16 protein-coding genes and 1 pseudogene are annotated in these 14,385 nt (G+C 63.0%); 3 read left to right on the top strand and 14 right to left on the bottom strand.

Translation table 11 applies throughout. The features are described 5' to 3' along the window. The first annotated feature begins 52 nt into the window (after nucleotides 1-52). The 3 genes from F813_RS14080 to F813_RS0108580 all read left to right on the top strand — a co-directional run bounded on the left by F813_RS14080 (nucleotide 53) and on the right by F813_RS0108580 (nucleotide 2,361). A protein-coding gene (locus F813_RS14080) for an IS3 family transposase (RefSeq protein ID WP_155995126.1) occupies nucleotides 53-1,230 on the top strand; the annotation gives its coding sequence in 2 pieces (ribosomal slippage) (nucleotides 53-320 and nucleotides 320-1,230; 1,179 coding nt in all). 337 nt (nucleotides 1,231-1,567) lie between these two features. Further along, nucleotides 1,568-1,966 carry a nucleotidyltransferase family protein gene (locus tag F813_RS0108585; RefSeq protein ID WP_017926251.1) on the top strand — a complete coding sequence of 133 codons (399 nt, stop codon included), beginning with the start codon at nucleotides 1,568-1,570 and terminating at the stop codon, nucleotides 1,964-1,966. Further along, nucleotides 1,951-2,361, top strand: a complete 411-nt coding sequence (locus F813_RS0108580) for a DUF86 domain-containing protein (RefSeq protein ID WP_017926250.1) — start codon at nucleotides 1,951-1,953, stop codon at nucleotides 2,359-2,361. The genes F813_RS0108585 and F813_RS0108580 overlap by 16 nt, the downstream gene beginning before the upstream one ends. Nucleotides 2,362-2,880: 519 nt before the next feature. Here the strand turns inward: F813_RS0108580 and F813_RS0108575 are convergent. From F813_RS0108575 to F813_RS0108510, 14 genes and pseudogenes are all read right to left on the bottom strand, one after another. Then, a complete protein-coding gene (locus F813_RS0108575) occupies nucleotides 2,881-3,162 on the bottom strand; it encodes a helix-turn-helix domain-containing protein (protein WP_017926249.1) in 282 nt (93 codons plus the stop codon). Further along, entirely contained in the window at nucleotides 3,162-3,356 is a 195-nt protein-coding gene (locus F813_RS14540; RefSeq protein ID WP_231289548.1) for a type II toxin-antitoxin system RelE/ParE family toxin, read from the bottom strand. The genes F813_RS0108575 and F813_RS14540 overlap by 1 nt, the downstream gene beginning before the upstream one ends. Before the next feature lie 2 nt (nucleotides 3,357-3,358). Next, on the bottom strand, nucleotides 3,359-3,490 hold the full coding sequence (locus F813_RS14535; protein WP_231289547.1) for a type II toxin-antitoxin system RelE/ParE family toxin: 132 nt from the start codon (nucleotides 3,488-3,490) through the stop codon (nucleotides 3,359-3,361). 284 nt (nucleotides 3,491-3,774) lie between these two features. Continuing rightward, nucleotides 3,775-4,719, bottom strand: a complete 945-nt coding sequence (locus F813_RS0108565; protein ID WP_026148219.1) for an SDR family oxidoreductase — start codon at nucleotides 4,717-4,719, stop codon at nucleotides 3,775-3,777. A 173-nt stretch (nucleotides 4,720-4,892) separates the two neighbouring features. Beyond that, on the bottom strand, nucleotides 4,893-5,660 hold the full coding sequence (locus F813_RS0108560; RefSeq protein WP_017926247.1) for a glycosyltransferase family 2 protein: 768 nt from the start codon (nucleotides 5,658-5,660) through the stop codon (nucleotides 4,893-4,895). Nucleotides 5,661-5,721: 61 nt separating this feature from the next. Then, nucleotides 5,722-7,131 (bottom strand): ATP-binding protein, encoded by a 1,410-nt coding sequence (locus F813_RS0108555; protein ID WP_026148218.1) that lies wholly within the window; start codon nucleotides 7,129-7,131, stop codon nucleotides 5,722-5,724. A gap of 125 nt (nucleotides 7,132-7,256) precedes the next feature. After that, a complete protein-coding gene (locus F813_RS0108550; RefSeq protein WP_017926245.1) occupies nucleotides 7,257-7,442 on the bottom strand; it encodes a glycosyltransferase in 186 nt (61 codons plus the stop codon). 181 nt (nucleotides 7,443-7,623) lie between these two features. Beyond that, the gene (locus F813_RS0108545; protein ID WP_026148216.1) at nucleotides 7,624-8,784 is read right to left on the bottom strand and encodes an ATP-binding protein; all 1,161 of its coding nucleotides are present in this window, start codon (nucleotides 8,782-8,784) and stop codon (nucleotides 7,624-7,626) included. A 362-nt stretch (nucleotides 8,785-9,146) separates the two neighbouring features. Beyond that, nucleotides 9,147-9,473, bottom strand: a pseudogene (locus F813_RS0108540) (transposase); the annotation flags it as partial. 75 nt (nucleotides 9,474-9,548) lie between these two features. Then, on the bottom strand, nucleotides 9,549-10,670 hold the full coding sequence (locus tag F813_RS0108535) for a glycosyltransferase family 4 protein (RefSeq protein ID WP_026148215.1): 1,122 nt from the start codon (nucleotides 10,668-10,670) through the stop codon (nucleotides 9,549-9,551). Between the two features lie 132 nt (nucleotides 10,671-10,802). Then, nucleotides 10,803-11,792 (bottom strand): IS481 family transposase, encoded by a 990-nt coding sequence (locus F813_RS0108530; RefSeq protein WP_017926241.1) that lies wholly within the window; start codon nucleotides 11,790-11,792, stop codon nucleotides 10,803-10,805. A 104-nt stretch (nucleotides 11,793-11,896) separates the two neighbouring features. Beyond that, nucleotides 11,897-13,018: a non-hydrolyzing UDP-N-acetylglucosamine 2-epimerase gene (gene wecB / locus F813_RS0108525; protein WP_017926240.1), complete on the bottom strand. Its 1,122-nt coding sequence runs from the start codon at nucleotides 13,016-13,018 to the stop codon at nucleotides 11,897-11,899. A 312-nt stretch (nucleotides 13,019-13,330) separates the two neighbouring features. Beyond that, nucleotides 13,331-13,972, bottom strand: a complete 642-nt coding sequence (locus F813_RS0108515; protein WP_196793824.1) for a glycosyltransferase — start codon at nucleotides 13,970-13,972, stop codon at nucleotides 13,331-13,333. 211 nt (nucleotides 13,973-14,183) lie between these two features. Beyond that, nucleotides 14,184-14,385: transposase (locus F813_RS0108510; protein ID WP_017926237.1), on the bottom strand; the 202-nt coding region annotated here is incomplete at its 5' end.

Here is a 14,385-nt window from a genome sequence, read left to right as displayed (position 1 = left end):
CCGTGGACACCTCGTTAGGTGGGACGATACCCCCTGGACGAGGAGAACAACCATGGCACGCAAGCGCCGAAGTTTTTCAAGCGAATACAAGGAGCGCGTGGCCCGGATGATGGTCGATGACGGTCTGGAGGTCTCGGTCGTATGCCGGGATCAGGATCTAGGCGAGACGGCCGTTCGCCGCTGGGTCGATCAACTCAAGGCGGAGCGCACGGGGCAACCGGGCGAGGGTCGGCCGCTGACGGCGGAACAGCAACGGATCCGCCAGCTCGAGGAGGAGAACCGGCGGTTGAAGGAGGACAAGGAGCTGCTAAAAAAAGCGTCGGCCTTCTTCGCCCGGGAATTGAAGTGATGCATCGCTGCATCACGCGGTTGAGCGGAGAAGGCCCTGTCCATCGTCTTTGTCGGCTGCTGGGAGTGAGCCGGGCTGGCTATTACGCGGCGCGGGCGCGGGCCGAACGTCCAAGCGTGCCCTGCGCCGCTGGCGCTCACCTCGAGCGCGTGTTCGCGGCTTCCGGGCGAACCTACGGCAGCCGGCGTCTGGCAAAAGCCTTACAGGCGGATGGCACCGTCGTGGGCCGTTACCGGGTGCGGACGCTGATGCGCGAGCGCGGCCTGCGGCCCGTCTGGCGGCGGCGCTTCGTGACCACCACGCAACGCGACGACAGGGCCCGTGTCGCCGAAAACCATCTCAACCGCGAGTTCACCCCGGCCGGACCGAACCAGGCGTGGGCGTCCGACATCACCTATATCCCAACCGCCACCGGCTGGAGCTACCTGGCGGTCATCCTCGACCTGTACTCGCGCAAGGTCATCGGTTGGGCCCTCGATCGGCAGATGCCGGCGAGCCTGACCTGCGAGGCCCTGCGCATGGCGCTGGAGCAGCGCCAACCGGAGCGGGGACTGCTGCTGCACTCCGATCAGGGCTGCCAATACACCAGCGCCGCCTGGCGGCGGCTGCTGGCCCGGCACCAGATCCAGGCGAGCATGAGTCGCCGGGGTAACTGCTGGGACAATGCCGTCGTCGAGCGCTTCTTCCTGAGCCTCAAGACGGAACGCGTCTGGCAGCGCCGCTACGCGAACCACGGCGAGGCGCGGCGGGATATCGCGGACTACATCGCTCGGTTCTACAACACCGTTCGCATCCACTCGACGCTGGGCTACCTGCCTCCCAGCGTCTACGAGCAACCAACGGCAGCCAATCCACCTAACGCGGTGTCCGAAATCACTTGACCACCACACGCCAACGCCCCATCGGCCAGAGGCTGGCCTCCCACACCCATTGCAACCCCGTAGGAGCCGCCTCGGCGGCGAAGCCCCCGCCAAAGCCCGAAAACCACCAACCCTCAACGTTGCGGGCCACCACGACCCCACCCCGTCATCCCGGCCGCAGCGCAGCGAAGAGCCGGGATCTCCCACGCCAGAAACCCCGGATAACCGCTCCGCAGCTTCCGGGATGACGACAAACAACAAAATCCCCTCCGCCCCAGTGTTGCCTCTACCAAGGATGCGCCAATCGCCCATGAATACGAACGTGCACATTCAGAGGCATCTCCCTACACTGGGATGCATGAGCCATCGCACCGAAATCGATCGCATTCGTGCCGTGTTGCGACACCATCACGAGCTGGAGCTCGCCATTCTGTTCGGATCCCTGGCGAGCGGAAAAATGCATCCACATAGCGATGTCGACCTGGCCGTCAGCGCGGGAGCGCCGCTTCCAGCCACCACGCGCATCGCACTCATCGAAGAAATTGCCTCCACCACCGGGCGTCCCGTGGACCTTGTGGACCTCACCCAGGCCGGCGAACCCTTACTGGGCGAGATCGTCACACGCGGCATCCGCCTGACCGGACAAGACGAGGCCCACGCGCGCTTCCTCACGCGCCACTTGCTCGACCAGGCCGATTTCTCCCCCTACCGCGACCGCATTCTGGCCGAACGGAGACAAGCGTGGATCGCCGGGTAATCGAACAAAAGCTCGAAACGCTGCGCTATTGCGTCCAGCGGGTCGCGCAACGTTGCCCGGACCACCCCAACCAACTCCAGCAAGATCCGGACACACAGGACATCATCGCCCTCAACCTGTCCCGTGCGGTGCAACAATGTGTCGACATTGGAGCCCATCTCGTGACCGCGCTCGAACTACCCCCTCCGGACACCATGGGCGAGACCTTCGACCGTCTCGCTGAAGGCGGCATCATTGAAGCGAGCCTGGCCGACCGGCTCAAGAAGGCCGTCGGCTTTCGCAACATCGCAGTGCATAACTACGAGCGCATCAACTGGGAGATCGTTCACGCCGTCTGCTCACGCCACCTCGACGACTTCCGGACCTTTGCACGCACAGTCAACGAACGCCTCTGACGCGTCCCCCTTCGAACGGGGCAACCATCGATTCGCACGAGCAGCCCCCGTAGGAGGCCAGCCCCTGGCCGATTGGATGTTGGACAGCCCCCCATCGGCCAGAGGCTGGCCTCCTACACCCAATGCTACCCCCCGTAGGAGCCGCCTCGGCGGCGAAGCCCCCGCCAAAGCCCGAAAACCACCAACCCTCAACGTTGCGGGCCACCACGACCCCACCCCGTCATCCCGGCCGTAGCGCAGCGAAGAGCCGGGATCTCCCACGCCGGACCAACACCAACCGCCAGTTCAACCACCCACGCCAGAGACCCACGCGAGAGACCCCGGATAACCGCAACGCGTTTTCCAGGATGACGAAGGATGGAGATATGACTTTTCGACGGAGCCGGAAGCCGAAGAGAGGGACGTGATGCGGCTGCGAGAAAGCAAAGGACGCCGCGCCCGGTTTGAGGGGCCGGGCCAACGCCGGATCGGCCAGAGGGCTGGCCTCCCACAATACCGGTGGCCCGAACCTTCAGGAGGTCAGGCCCGATCCTCCAGATGCAGTCGGAGCCGACGCCCCGTGGCCTCCGCATACCGGCAAAGGGTCTTCCAGGTAGGGGCCGACCGGCCGCCCTCCAGCCGCGCCACCACCGACTGCGTGGTCCCCATGCGTCGGGCGACTTCCGCCTGGCTAAGGCCCGCCCTGGCACGCGCGTCGAGCAGCGCCTCGATGAACTCGAACTCCGGCCCCAGCTGCTCATACTCGCGGCGTACCTCCGAGTCTTCCAGCAGCTCGGCTTTCAGTTCCTCATGGGTCTTCATCACAGATACTCCTCCCACCGCTTCCTGGCCGTATCAATCGCCCGACGCGGGGTCTTCTGGCTTTTCTTCACGAAGGCATGCAGAACAACCACCTCCCGTGAAGCTGCGCAGACATAAAGGGCTCGAGCAATCCCGTCACGCCCCTTCAGCCGCAACTCCCAGATCTTGCCCTCCACCTGCCGCGCATGGGGCATACCTAACACCCCGGGCCGTGGTCCTGAATCACATCCACCAGCCGCAGATAGCGAGCCTGAAGATCCGGCGGCAGCGCCCTGATCTCCTTCTCGGCGAGTGGTACGACACGCACCTTCCATGGAGTATATCGCATTTTTGCTATCTTCCTTCGCCATCCATGGCGTACTACCGTCCCCGAAGCCACTCAAGCCGCAGCGCCCCCGACCCGCGATCCCGGTCGCCGCAACTCATCCCGGCCGCAGCGCAGCGAAGCGCCGGGATCTCCGACGTCAGGTGGCCGCCGAACGCCGCCGTTACCGATCACGCTGACGATCCCGGATAACCGCCACGCGGTTTCCGGAATGACGGCCTGACTCAGATCCCCGTAGGAGCCGCCTCGGCGGCGAAGCCCCCGCCAAAGCCCGAAAACCACCAATCCTAAAGACGCAACGGCCCCACCGCCCGCCGCAACCCCTCATCCAGCGAAACCGGCGGCGTCCACCCCAACACCTCCCGCGCCTTCGAAGCATCCACCTGCAACGACCCCAACAACCGCCGCGCCATCTCCCGCTTGCCCAGCGCCGCCGCCCCGGCCCGCAACAACCACACCGGCACCGGCACCAACCGCGCCGGCCGCTCCAGCGCATCCCCCACCTTGCGCAACAACCCGGCCGTGGACACATCCTCCCCATCCGCCACCAGGAAGGTCTCCCCGGCAGCAGCCGGATGCTCCAGACACGTCACAATCAAATCCACCAGATTATCCAGCGCCACCAGACTGCGGCGATTCTGCGTCACCGCACCCAGTGGCAATGGCACTCCCTTGTTCACCCAGCGCAGCAGGCGGCCGAAGTTGCCGGGCGCCCCTGGCCCGTACACGAGCGGTGGACGAATAATCACCAGCTCCAGCCCCGTCTCCGCACTGAGCGCCCGAAGCCCATCCTCCGCCTCTCGCTTGGAGACCGCGTAAGGCTCCTGCGGAGAAGGGGCATCCCCTTCGGTAAAAGGTTGCACCGTCTCGTGTCCATTCACGCCGATGGAACTGACAAAAACAAACCGCCGCACACCGGCCTGCGCTGCCTGCCGAGCCAGCTCCAGCGCCCCGTCAACATTGCACCTGCGAAACTCGGTCAAAGGATCATCGGCCGCCTCCTCCAGCACATGCGCCCGCGCCGCCAAGTGCACGACTGCATCCAGCCCCCCAGGCAAACCGACATCCGCCCCGAACCTCTCCAGAGGCCCGTACGCCCATTCCTCGCCAAACAGACCACCACGCTGCCGAACGCCAGCCACCGGCATCCAGCCCGAACCCTCATCCGCCAAACGGCCGACCAGACCCTTCCCGACAAAACCGGACGCGCCCGTCACCAGCACCCGGCCCATCAACGCCCCCACATCACCGTCAACACACACCCCTCATGCGAACCACAAACACCGTAGGAGCGGGCTCGCCCGCGAAGCCCCTGCCAAACTCTGGGAACCACCCAATCCGCCCCAGCCCCCTGCGGGCGCCCGCCCCCGGGCGAGAACGCCTTCAACACCAACGCGGCCTTTGATCACCCACCCACCGGATGCAGCCACCCCAACCGCCGCGCCAACCGGGGAAGCTGATTCCTTACAGCAGCCCGCCCCGTCTGATGCGCCAGACAATACGCCGAGCGCACTCGCGACAACCCCTCCAGTTCCCGATACACCCGCCAGGTGTATCCGGCCGTCGTCAGCTTGTTGGACGAAACCGACCCCGACCGGACCGTATACCGCACCAGCGGCTCATTCAGCCCGTACGCAAACTCCACCTGCTTCAACAGACGCAGCCACAACCCGTAATCCTGCCGGCGATCCATCAGGGGCATCTCCACTTTGCCGAAAAATCGGGTGTCGTACATCGCCGTCGAGCAGCCAATGTAGTTGGTCTTCAGAAGCTCTCCATACCCGACCCGCTCCGGCACCCCGGCCGCAGACAACCGCCGGCCCTGCTCGTCGAACCGCTCCATCGCCGTAAAGCTGAACACCACGCCCCGCTCCATCAACGCCACCTGCCGCGCCAGCTTATCCGGGGCCCAGCCATCGTCGCTGTCCAGAAACGCGATATACCGCCCGCGCGCCTCGCGAATGCCCGCATTCCGCGCCACCGCCGGCCCGCCATTGCACTCCAGCCGCAACACCCGAATGCGCGCATCCTCCGCCGCCAGCGCCTCCACCCGCGCCACCGAGTCATCCGTGGAGGCATCATCCACCACCAGCAGCTCCCAGTCCGCCAGCGACTGCCCCTGCACCGAGCGCACGCCTTCCATCACCCGATCTGCCGCGTTGTGCAGCGGCATCACCACAGAAACCAGCGGTGTGGACAAATCCGCCGGAGACATACTCCCACCTGCGGACGGATCACAACCCATCACAGAGCTCCCCAAGGCTCTGCGGAGCCGCCCCCTGGCGCTGGATCTCCGCGGCTTCCGCTTCGGTGATCCGGGGCGCAATCGCAACGTACTCGACATTCCAGCCCTGGTAAGCCTTATGGGCGCTCAAAAACCGCCCCGCCGCAGCCACCAGAGTCGGAATGGACCTGGCCAGCTTCTCGCCCTGGCGTTTGCAGGAGCCGAACCGAATAGCGCTCTGGTCCTCCGACACCGCCACCAAATCAATCTCCACGTCCGAGCGATCCCAGTACCCCCGAATCCGTTCGGACAACGCAAAGTCGCCCAGCCCCAGGCGACTGCGCTCCTCATAAAGCTGCGCCACCAGATCCTCCAGGGCATAGCCTTCAACCTCGCGCAAACGCTCATCGGCCTGCGACACAAGCATGTCCATCGGCCGAAAAGCCGAGGCCGAAACCGGCTTCTGCAGCGCAGACAGCCACGCGCGCAGAAAATTGTCGCGAATATAGTAGCGCCCGCTGCGAGCCTTCGGTCGCGCAAAGATCGGCAGCCGTCGCTCGATCATCCGGTACCGCTCGCTGAGGATCTTCAGATGTCCGCCTACCTGACGCGCCTCTCCCGGGCCGGAGACCTCGGCCAGATGGGCCTCGATCGCCGCGTTATTGCAACCGGGATGCGATGCCAGAAACTGCAGCACCATGTCGTAGCGCCCCCGCAGCTCGCGCAGGAACCAGTTATCCGCTTCATTGCGCAGCGGCGACGAGCTGGAGAAAAACAGCTTGCGCAGCACCGTCTCGCGATCCGCATCCAGCACACCCTGCTCATAGGCATCCCGGTAGAACTTCGGCACCCCCTCGAACAGGTTCCAGAGGAAGAGCAGGCGTTCGGGGTCCTCGTCCGCATGTGCGCGCAGAATCTCCAGCACCGACCCGATATCCAGATGCCCCAGCTCGAGCGTGTCCGTGGCCCGGTTGAACAGCGGCGCCTGCCGGTCATCCAGCAGCGCCGTCATCTCCGCATGCAGCGACCCCAACACAATCAATCCGCCGGGCACCTGCCCCGCCCGAGCGCTCAGCCGGTCCACCTCCGCCTGCAGGAACGAGCAGAAATCGAACAGCGGCTTGCGATGGAAGTACTGGAACTCGTCCAGCGCCACCACATACCCCGACTCCGCCAGCGTCGCGATCAAACGGGCCAGCTCGCCCAGGCTATGGACACGCTCCTCCAGCCCGAACGTTTCCAGGTATCCGTTGCAAGCCGCCACCACCCCCGCCGGGTCCGAATCCGGAATCTGGATGTACAGCGTCTTCGAAACACCCGCCGCCTGCAGCGCCTGCTGAATCAAGGTCGTCTTGCCAATCCGGCGCCGCCCCGAAATCTGCAGAAAGAACCAGCGCCGTCTGGACAGGATCTCCTGCAACTGGCCCAGCTCCGTCTGCCGACCGTAGAACGCCCACTCTCCGGATTCCGCCACTCGGACACACCTTAAGGTAAAAATTCTTACCTTAAGTTACGCGGATCGATTCGCCTCATCAACACAGCCACTTACGAGCCCTCGTATACGTCCTGCCCTGATCCACGCGAAAAGGCCCGCCACCTGGCCTCCACCCACGCCACCGAGTCATCCGTGGAAGCATCGTCCACCACCAGCAGCTCCCAGTCCGCCAGCGACTGCCCCTGAACCGAACGCACGCCTTCCACCACCCGATCCGCCGCGTTGTGCAGTGGCATCACCACAGAAACCCTCGGCGTGGACGAATCCGAACGGGTCACAAGCCCACCCTCGACCGGATCACACCCCATCACAGTGCTCCCCGTGGCTCTGCGGAATCGACACGCACCCACATCCCGGCAAACCAGCACTCACGAGCGCCCCCGTGCACGTCTGGTCCACACGCAGCAGTCCCGACATCTAAACAACCTCGCCAACCCTTTCCCAGCCCAGCACCCGCACATCCTTCCGCTGGTGCTCGCCCTCGCCCCCGTAAATCAGTGTCGGCGAACGGGCCATGTCACCGGCCAGCGCGATCCAGCGCTCCAGCCCGGTGAAGAAATCCCGGTTCAACGTCTGCCCGGACTTGATCTCCACCGGCACCAGGCCACCCGCCCACTCGATCAGCAGGTCGACCTCATTACCGTTGCTGTCCCGCCAGAAGTGGAAAAGCGGCGGCTCGCCGCGATTGAGAAAGGCCTTGCGCAACTCCGAAATCACGTACGTCTCGAACACCTGCCCGCGCAACGGATGCACCACCAGCTGTTCCGGCGTCTGAACCCCCAGCAACCAGCACAACAACCCGGTGTCGTGGAAATACAGCTTCGGCGACTTGATCAGCCGCTTGTTGAAATTCGCATGGTGCGGCCTCAGGAGAAACAGCACATAGCTGGCCTCCAGCACCGAGATCCACGCCTTGGCCGTGTTGTGGGTAATACCGCAATCGGTCGCAAGGGATGACAGGTTCAACACCTGACCACTGCGCCCGGCACACAGCCGCACAAAGCGCTGAAAGGCGTCCAGATCCTGCACCTGGAGCAATTGCCGCACATCCCGCTCCACGTACGCCGTCACATACGCCGGAAACCAGTGCCGTGGAGACACCGGCCGGTCATACAGTGCCGGGTAACCACCGGTAAACATCATCGCATCCAGAGCCGTTGGTGCCTGCCCGGCCTCCACCAACTCGGCATGACTCAAGGGCAGCAGCTCCACAAACGCCGAACGCCCGGCCAGCGACTGCGAAATCCCCGACATCAACCCGAACTGCTGCGACCCCGTGAGCAGAAACCGACCCATGCGACCATCGCCGTCCACGTGCGTCTGCAGATAGGAGAACAACTCCGGTGCCCGCTGAACCTCGTCCAGCACCGCCCCATCGGGGCACTGCGACAGAAACCCGCGCGGATCATCCAGCGCCAGCGCCCGCACATCCGGATCTTCCAGGGAACGATACGGGCGATCCGCCATCACCGAGCGTGCCAGCGTCGTCTTTCCGGACTGGCGCGGCCCCGTGATCGTGACGATGGGAAAGCCGCCCAATAGCTCCCGGACCAGCGTTTCGGCTATGCGCGTTATCATGCGCGTACGCTACCGCTCTTTATGCAGACTGTAAATTGAGATAACCATTTGCATCGATCAACGCGGAACGGGGCCGCCGCTCATACGCGTGACAAGCACTCGCCCCGGCATCCCTCAGCCCCCGTCATTGCGAGGGCCCAAAGGGCCCGTCGCAATCTCGATCCACACCCCATCCACGGCGTGCAACCACCCACGCTCGCCAACCCAACCCCGTGTAGGAGGCCAGCCCCCTGGCCGATAACCCACGCCAGCCAACCCCATCGGCCAGAGGGCTGGCCTCCTACAACGAATCCTGCTCCCTGTGGGAGCGGGCTCGCCCGCGAAGCCCCCGCCAAAATGGCCCCCGAACATAATCATCCCAATATCGGGGTTTGACGGGCAGGACCAAGGCACAACGTACCGGAGCGGCACTCCAGCCGATTCCGATACCGCGTGGCACGCGCCGCCAGCGCCTTCATCAGACGGCCCATCGACGCGACCTCCTCGCCCGGCCCCAGCAACAGGTGAACATGGTTGGTCATCAGGCAGTACGCATACACCCGAATCTCCAGCGCACTACTTAGCTCCCGCAGATCCTCCAGGTACCGCTCATGATCCTCGGGCCCGGCAAACACCACCTGCCGGTTATGTCCCCGCTTCACCACATGGTGCGGCATATGCGGCAATACCACTCGCACCATCCTTGGCATGCCTTCCCTCGCTGGTCATTCCTCTCGACCGCCACATCCGTGCATCGGAAAATAAATCTGTCCCGGTTTTAGCCACTACCGCAACAGCCGACGGTAAAGCGTCAGTAGCTTCTCCGCCTCCGGCGCCCAGCTGTACTCGCGTTCCACTGCCTCACGCCCGCGCCGACCCATGGCCTCGGCCTCTTCCGGGTGGGCCAGCAGCCACTCCATAGCCGCGGCGATCACGGCCGGGTCCTGCGGATCGACCAACAGACCGCATCCAGCGCCGTCCACGATCTCCCGCCACAGCGGGAAGTCGGACGCGATAATCGGCAGCCCAGCAGCCATGTATTCGAACATCTTGTTTGGCTGAGCATCCAGATGGTTCGGGGCCGGATGAAACAACACCAGCCCTGCCCGCACGTTCCCCAGGATCGCAGCCACCTCCGGGCGCGAGGCCCAGCCATGAAACACCACCCGCTGCCAGCCCGGTAGCGCGGCGAGTTCGTCGCCGTGGGTGGCGGGCGAGAACCCGCCGGCCAGTTGCAACCGACAGGCGGACTGACCTACACGGCCCGTGGCCTCCACCATATCCCGCGACCCGCGTATGCCCGTGATCCCACCGACATAGGCGAAGTGCGGCGGGCGCTGCTCGTACGGCACCGGGTCCGGCGCCACCAGCTCGGCCAGGATGGGGAAGTTCTGCACTGTAATGGTCTTGTGATCCGGGAAACGCCGCGCGATGGTCGGCGTGGCGGCAACGACACCGTCGAACACCCGCCCCGCCAGCCACTCGAACGCTTCCGCCGCCCAGGCCACCGGCCGCCGCAACCACGCCGAAATCCAGTGCTTGCCCAGGATCTGCCGGGGCACGTCCTCATGCACGTCGTACACCACCTTGATGCCCGACAGCTTCAGCGCCAGCCCCACCGGGATCAGCTCCGGATCATGAAAATGCGCCACCCGCGGCCGCACAGTACGCACCGCGCGGTACATCCGCCAAGCCCCCAACACCATCCGTCGACCACGCCCCCCTAGGGTCAACCCTGTATCCACCACCTCAACGATCGCAGCTTCATCACATTCGGACCCCTTCCCATCCTGAACATACAGGCCGACGTCCCCGTCAAGGTATTCGGCAAGCGAAGACACTTCCTTCACCCGGATGCGCGTATCACCCCGTGGGTGCACGGTCGTGAAGTGGATGATCTGTGTCATCGCCCGCCACCGTCATCTATGAGCACATCACTGTGCACCGCCGTCAACATCTTTGATTCCCTTTCCCCAAAGAGTCTGCATACTCGTTCCTTAAAGCCCTGACGCAGCGCGGCACCCTTGGTTTTCGTTAAATTAGATGCCAGGTCGCGCCTGGTCATATAAACGTTTTCGAAAACAATCGGGTCGTTCATGCTGCCAGGCCTTGAGGGTTTCCACCGGCGTCCGATGCCCCAGCGCCTTCTGGCCGATGTGATGGTTGTACAGCCGCTGGTAGTGCCGCAGCGCCTCGTCCAGGTGCTGGCCAGAGTTGAAGTGCCGCGTCCGCAGCAGGTCGGCGATGCGCCCGTTGAAGCGTTCGACCATGCCGTTGGTCTGGGGCCGCTTGGGCCGGATCAGGCGATGCTCGATCCCGTGTTCGGCGCACAGCCGGTCGAAGGGGTGATGCCCCGTGGGCTCGCGCTCGCCAGTCGCGGCAAAGCGGTCCGTGAACTCCTTGCCGTTGTCGGTGACGAGGTGGGTGAGTTGGAACGGCGCTTTCTCGAGAAGCTTCTTCAGAAAGCCGCGCGCGGCTTCGGCGCTCTTGGTGCGCCGCACATCCAGGTACACCCAGCGGCTGGCCCGGTCGATGGCGACGAACAGGTAGCCCCTCGAGGCCTGGTCCGCCATCTGCGGCAGGTACTTCACGTCGACATGCACAAAGCCCGGCACGTAGTCCTTGAATGGCTTGTGCGCCGGTTCCTCGGGTTCCCCGTCGCGTTCCCGCTGCAGGGCCCGCACGTCAGCCACGCCGTGCCGGCGCAGGCAGCGCGCCAGCGCCGCCCGGCTGAGATCCGGGTTCAGGAACTCGCGCGCCACGATCAGCAGGTCATCCAGCGACAGCAGGGCCACTTCCCGCACCTGGATCACGATCGCCTCCTGCTCCGGCGTCAGGGTCGTGTGCAGCCGTTTGGGGCAGTGCGACCGGTCTTCCACGTCCCGGCGGTAGCGCCACTTGCGCACGGTCATGCGGGTAATGCCGTAGCGCCGGGCCAGCTCGGGATCGCTCACGCCCGGCGGCGCTTCCTGCAGCTCCCGCCGAATCTGGGGTGTGGTCCGCGCGTTCGAATGGATCGTGCTCGCCATGCTATCCGTCTTGCGTGGGGTCGTCGCACACGCTACTCAGCCACTCCCGGGCACGAAACAGGGGCGCCTTCTCGTGCGGTATAGAATCATCCGTTACCCAACACCTAAGCCCCTTGCAACAAGTGCTCAACGATCCGTTCCGCGGCCTTTCCACCCCCGTACAATTCGCCGTCGTCCTTGACAGGACGTGCCAGATGCCGCGAAGCCGCCTGCTCGATACGACTAGCGTCGGCACCAACCAGCTCATTCGCGCCAATCTCGACGAGTTCCACCCACTCGGTCTGATCCCGCATAGTCACGCACGCCTTGCCGAAGAAAAACGCTTCCTTCTGTACACCGCCACTGTCGGTCATCACTAAATCGCAGTGATCCAGCAGCCAGATCATCTCAAAGTAACCGACCGGGTCAATCGTGTGGGTCAGCAACTCCAGGCCCTGTCGGGTGATCGCAGCACGAGTCCGTGGGTGCAGGGGCAAAAGAACCGGAGCCACGTCACGGTGAACGGCATTTAAGGCCTTGACGATTGCCGCGAGGCGTGTCGGATCATCCGTGTTTTCGGCCCGGTGCAATGTAACCAGAATGAACGGATTCGCCAGACGGCCTTCTTCCTTACCTCCTTCCACCTGATCCTGCCTGCGCAACAACACCTCCGGTAGATCGGAGGGACGCATGGCTCGTTGCGCGAAGAACAAGGCGGCATCCTGCATGACATCACCAACCTTGAGAACATGAGCCCACTTGTCACCGAAGCCTTCTCTTTCAAGGTTGTGCACCGCCGAGCCAGTGGGACAGAACAGGAAATCACTGATTTGATCGGTGAGAATGCGATTGATCTCCTCGGGCATACGCATGTTGAAACTACGCAAGCCCGCTTCGACATGAGCGACCGGAACATGAAGCTTCGCCGCAGCCAAGGCTCCGGCTAGCGTTGAGTTCGTATCACCATAAACCAACACCCGGTCGGGCTTCTCCGAAAGTATCACCGCCTCGATCTGCTCGAGCATCCGGCCAGTCATCGCCCCGTGCGACCCTCCGTGAATGTCGAGTTGCACATCAGGGCGTGGAATCCCGAGCTGATCAAAAAAAACGTCGGACATGTTGGCGTCGAAGTGTTGACCCGTGTGAAGGAGAATTTCGTGAACCCCCTCCCGTGCCTGGATAGCTTTTGAAACAACACTCGCCTTGATGAACTGTGGCCGAGCACCAATAATCGTCAGAATCTTCATATAATGGTTAGAGCCCTTTTTATACGAAGCATCAATGAATGCCCCGAACTATTTCCTCTTTTTCGCCGATGCGAAGCGCTTGATTCCGTTTGCCAGCGCTTTGCAAATGCTCGCAAAAATACCGTTCAAAAACGACACGATCGCCAACACGAGTAGAATTTTCGCGTATTCACCAAGGCCGCCGACCACCAGGTTACCCGCAATGCTCAGGAAAAGTATCAGCCGAATCCACATTCATAAGGGCAGGGCCAACCCGCCCTTTATCTCGGCAAACGTCCTTTACCCCGGGATGCGTTTCACTCTCCTAAGCTACTACTGGTAGGCTTCAAGCAGAGCGGGTTCGAATTTCGACCAAGACATCTCCGACGAAAACCTTTCGCAGTTCTTCCTCCACCTGGCAAGGTCGTCCTCGTTGATATTTTCCAAGGCCGACAACACATCGGACGCCGAGAAATCTCTCGGGAGCAGAGTACCGATATCCCATGCCCGGATCATCTTGCCCATCTCAATGAGGTCGGTGGCCAAGATCGGCACCCCGGCGTTCGGGTACTCCCAAAGCTTGTTCGGCGTGCAATACAGATGGTTCAAGCTCGTGTTTTCGTACGGAATAACACCGAGTGTCGCCCCTGAAGTCCAGGCCACAAGGTTATCTTGAGAGACAGGGGGGAGAAGCTCGACCGCAGACCGACCTTGCTCCCGCCCCTGATTCAACTTAGAAGAAACGTGAGAAATCATATCTTCTAGCTTCCCCCAACCCATAAAAACGATCGTCCAATACGGGGGAAGGTCTGATGCAGCTTCTAACAGAACCTCAATCCCACGCCCCGGCGAAAATCCGCCCTGAAACAATAAGACTTTTTGTGAACCTTCCAAACCAAGCGTTTTCTTGATTTTATTTTCGGAGCATGAATCTGACGAATATCCACCTTTACGTGAGCCATCATAATTCAGCATTGTTGCATTCATAACGACCGACGCCGAGGGCAAGCGTGGAAATTTTTGGGCGTAGATCTCCTTAAGGAAACGCTGATCAATGGGCCTGCATCCGGCTCCGTGCCCCGCCGAAGCGTTTTTGGAAGGGCACTGGGGCCATTACGGCCGGCCTGGGCCCCTGTAACCGCCGTTTTTGGCGGTTACAGGGGCGATTTCCGGTCCTGCGGACACACTACCCCTGCGGCAGCAGCCCCCATTGTCGCGCACGGTACAGGTTCGCCAGGGCGAACAGGCTGTGCAGCTGCGCGGTGTTCTTCTTGAGGCCGCGGTAGCGCACCTTGCGATATCCGAACAGGTTCTTCACCACATGGAACGGATGCTCCACGATCGAACGCAACTGAGCCTTGTGCCGTTCAGCGGCGCGCACCTGATCG

The sequence above is a fragment of the Thioalkalivibrio sp. HL-Eb18 genome (assembly GCF_000364985.1).
Taxonomy (GTDB): domain Bacteria; phylum Pseudomonadota; class Gammaproteobacteria; order Ectothiorhodospirales; family Ectothiorhodospiraceae; genus Thioalkalivibrio.
Note: the sequence above shows the minus strand (reverse complement) of the source record. Positions and strands in the feature narration are given on the sequence as shown.

Excerpts from the sequence above, each read along its gene's own strand:
- F813_RS0108585 (WP_017926251.1), top strand. The coding sequence starts at position 1,568 with ATGAGCCATCGCACCGAAATCGATCGCATTCGTGCCGTGTTGCGACAC.
- F813_RS0108575 (WP_017926249.1), bottom strand. The coding sequence starts at position 3,162 with ATGAAGACCCATGAGGAACTGAAAGCCGAGCTGCTGGAAGACTCGGAG.
- F813_RS14540 (WP_231289548.1), bottom strand. The coding sequence starts at position 3,356 with ATGCCCCATGCGCGGCAGGTGGAGGGCAAGATCTGGGAGTTGCGGCTG.
- F813_RS14535 (WP_231289547.1), bottom strand. The coding sequence starts at position 3,490 with ATGCGATATACTCCATGGAAGGTGCGTGTCGTACCACTCGCCGAGAAG.
- F813_RS0108565 (WP_026148219.1), bottom strand. The coding sequence starts at position 4,719 with ATGGGCCGGGTGCTGGTGACGGGCGCGTCCGGTTTTGTCGGGAAGGGT.
- F813_RS0108560 (WP_017926247.1), bottom strand. The coding sequence starts at position 5,660 with ATGCCGCTGCACAACGCGGCAGATCGGGTGATGGAAGGCGTGCGCTCG.
- F813_RS0108550 (WP_017926245.1), bottom strand. The coding sequence starts at position 7,442 with ATGCCACTGCACAACGCGGCGGATCGGGTGGTGGAAGGCGTGCGTTCG.
- F813_RS0108545 (WP_026148216.1), bottom strand. The coding sequence starts at position 8,784 with ATGATAACGCGCATAGCCGAAACGCTGGTCCGGGAGCTATTGGGCGGC.
- F813_RS0108535 (WP_026148215.1), bottom strand. The coding sequence starts at position 10,670 with ATGACACAGATCATCCACTTCACGACCGTGCACCCACGGGGTGATACG.
- F813_RS0108530 (WP_017926241.1), bottom strand. The coding sequence starts at position 11,792 with ATGGCGAGCACGATCCATTCGAACGCGCGGACCACACCCCAGATTCGG.
- wecB (WP_017926240.1), bottom strand. The coding sequence starts at position 13,018 with ATGAAGATTCTGACGATTATTGGTGCTCGGCCACAGTTCATCAAGGCG.
- F813_RS0108515 (WP_196793824.1), bottom strand. The coding sequence starts at position 13,972 with ATGCTGAATTATGATGGCTCACGTAAAGGTGGATATTCGTCAGATTCA.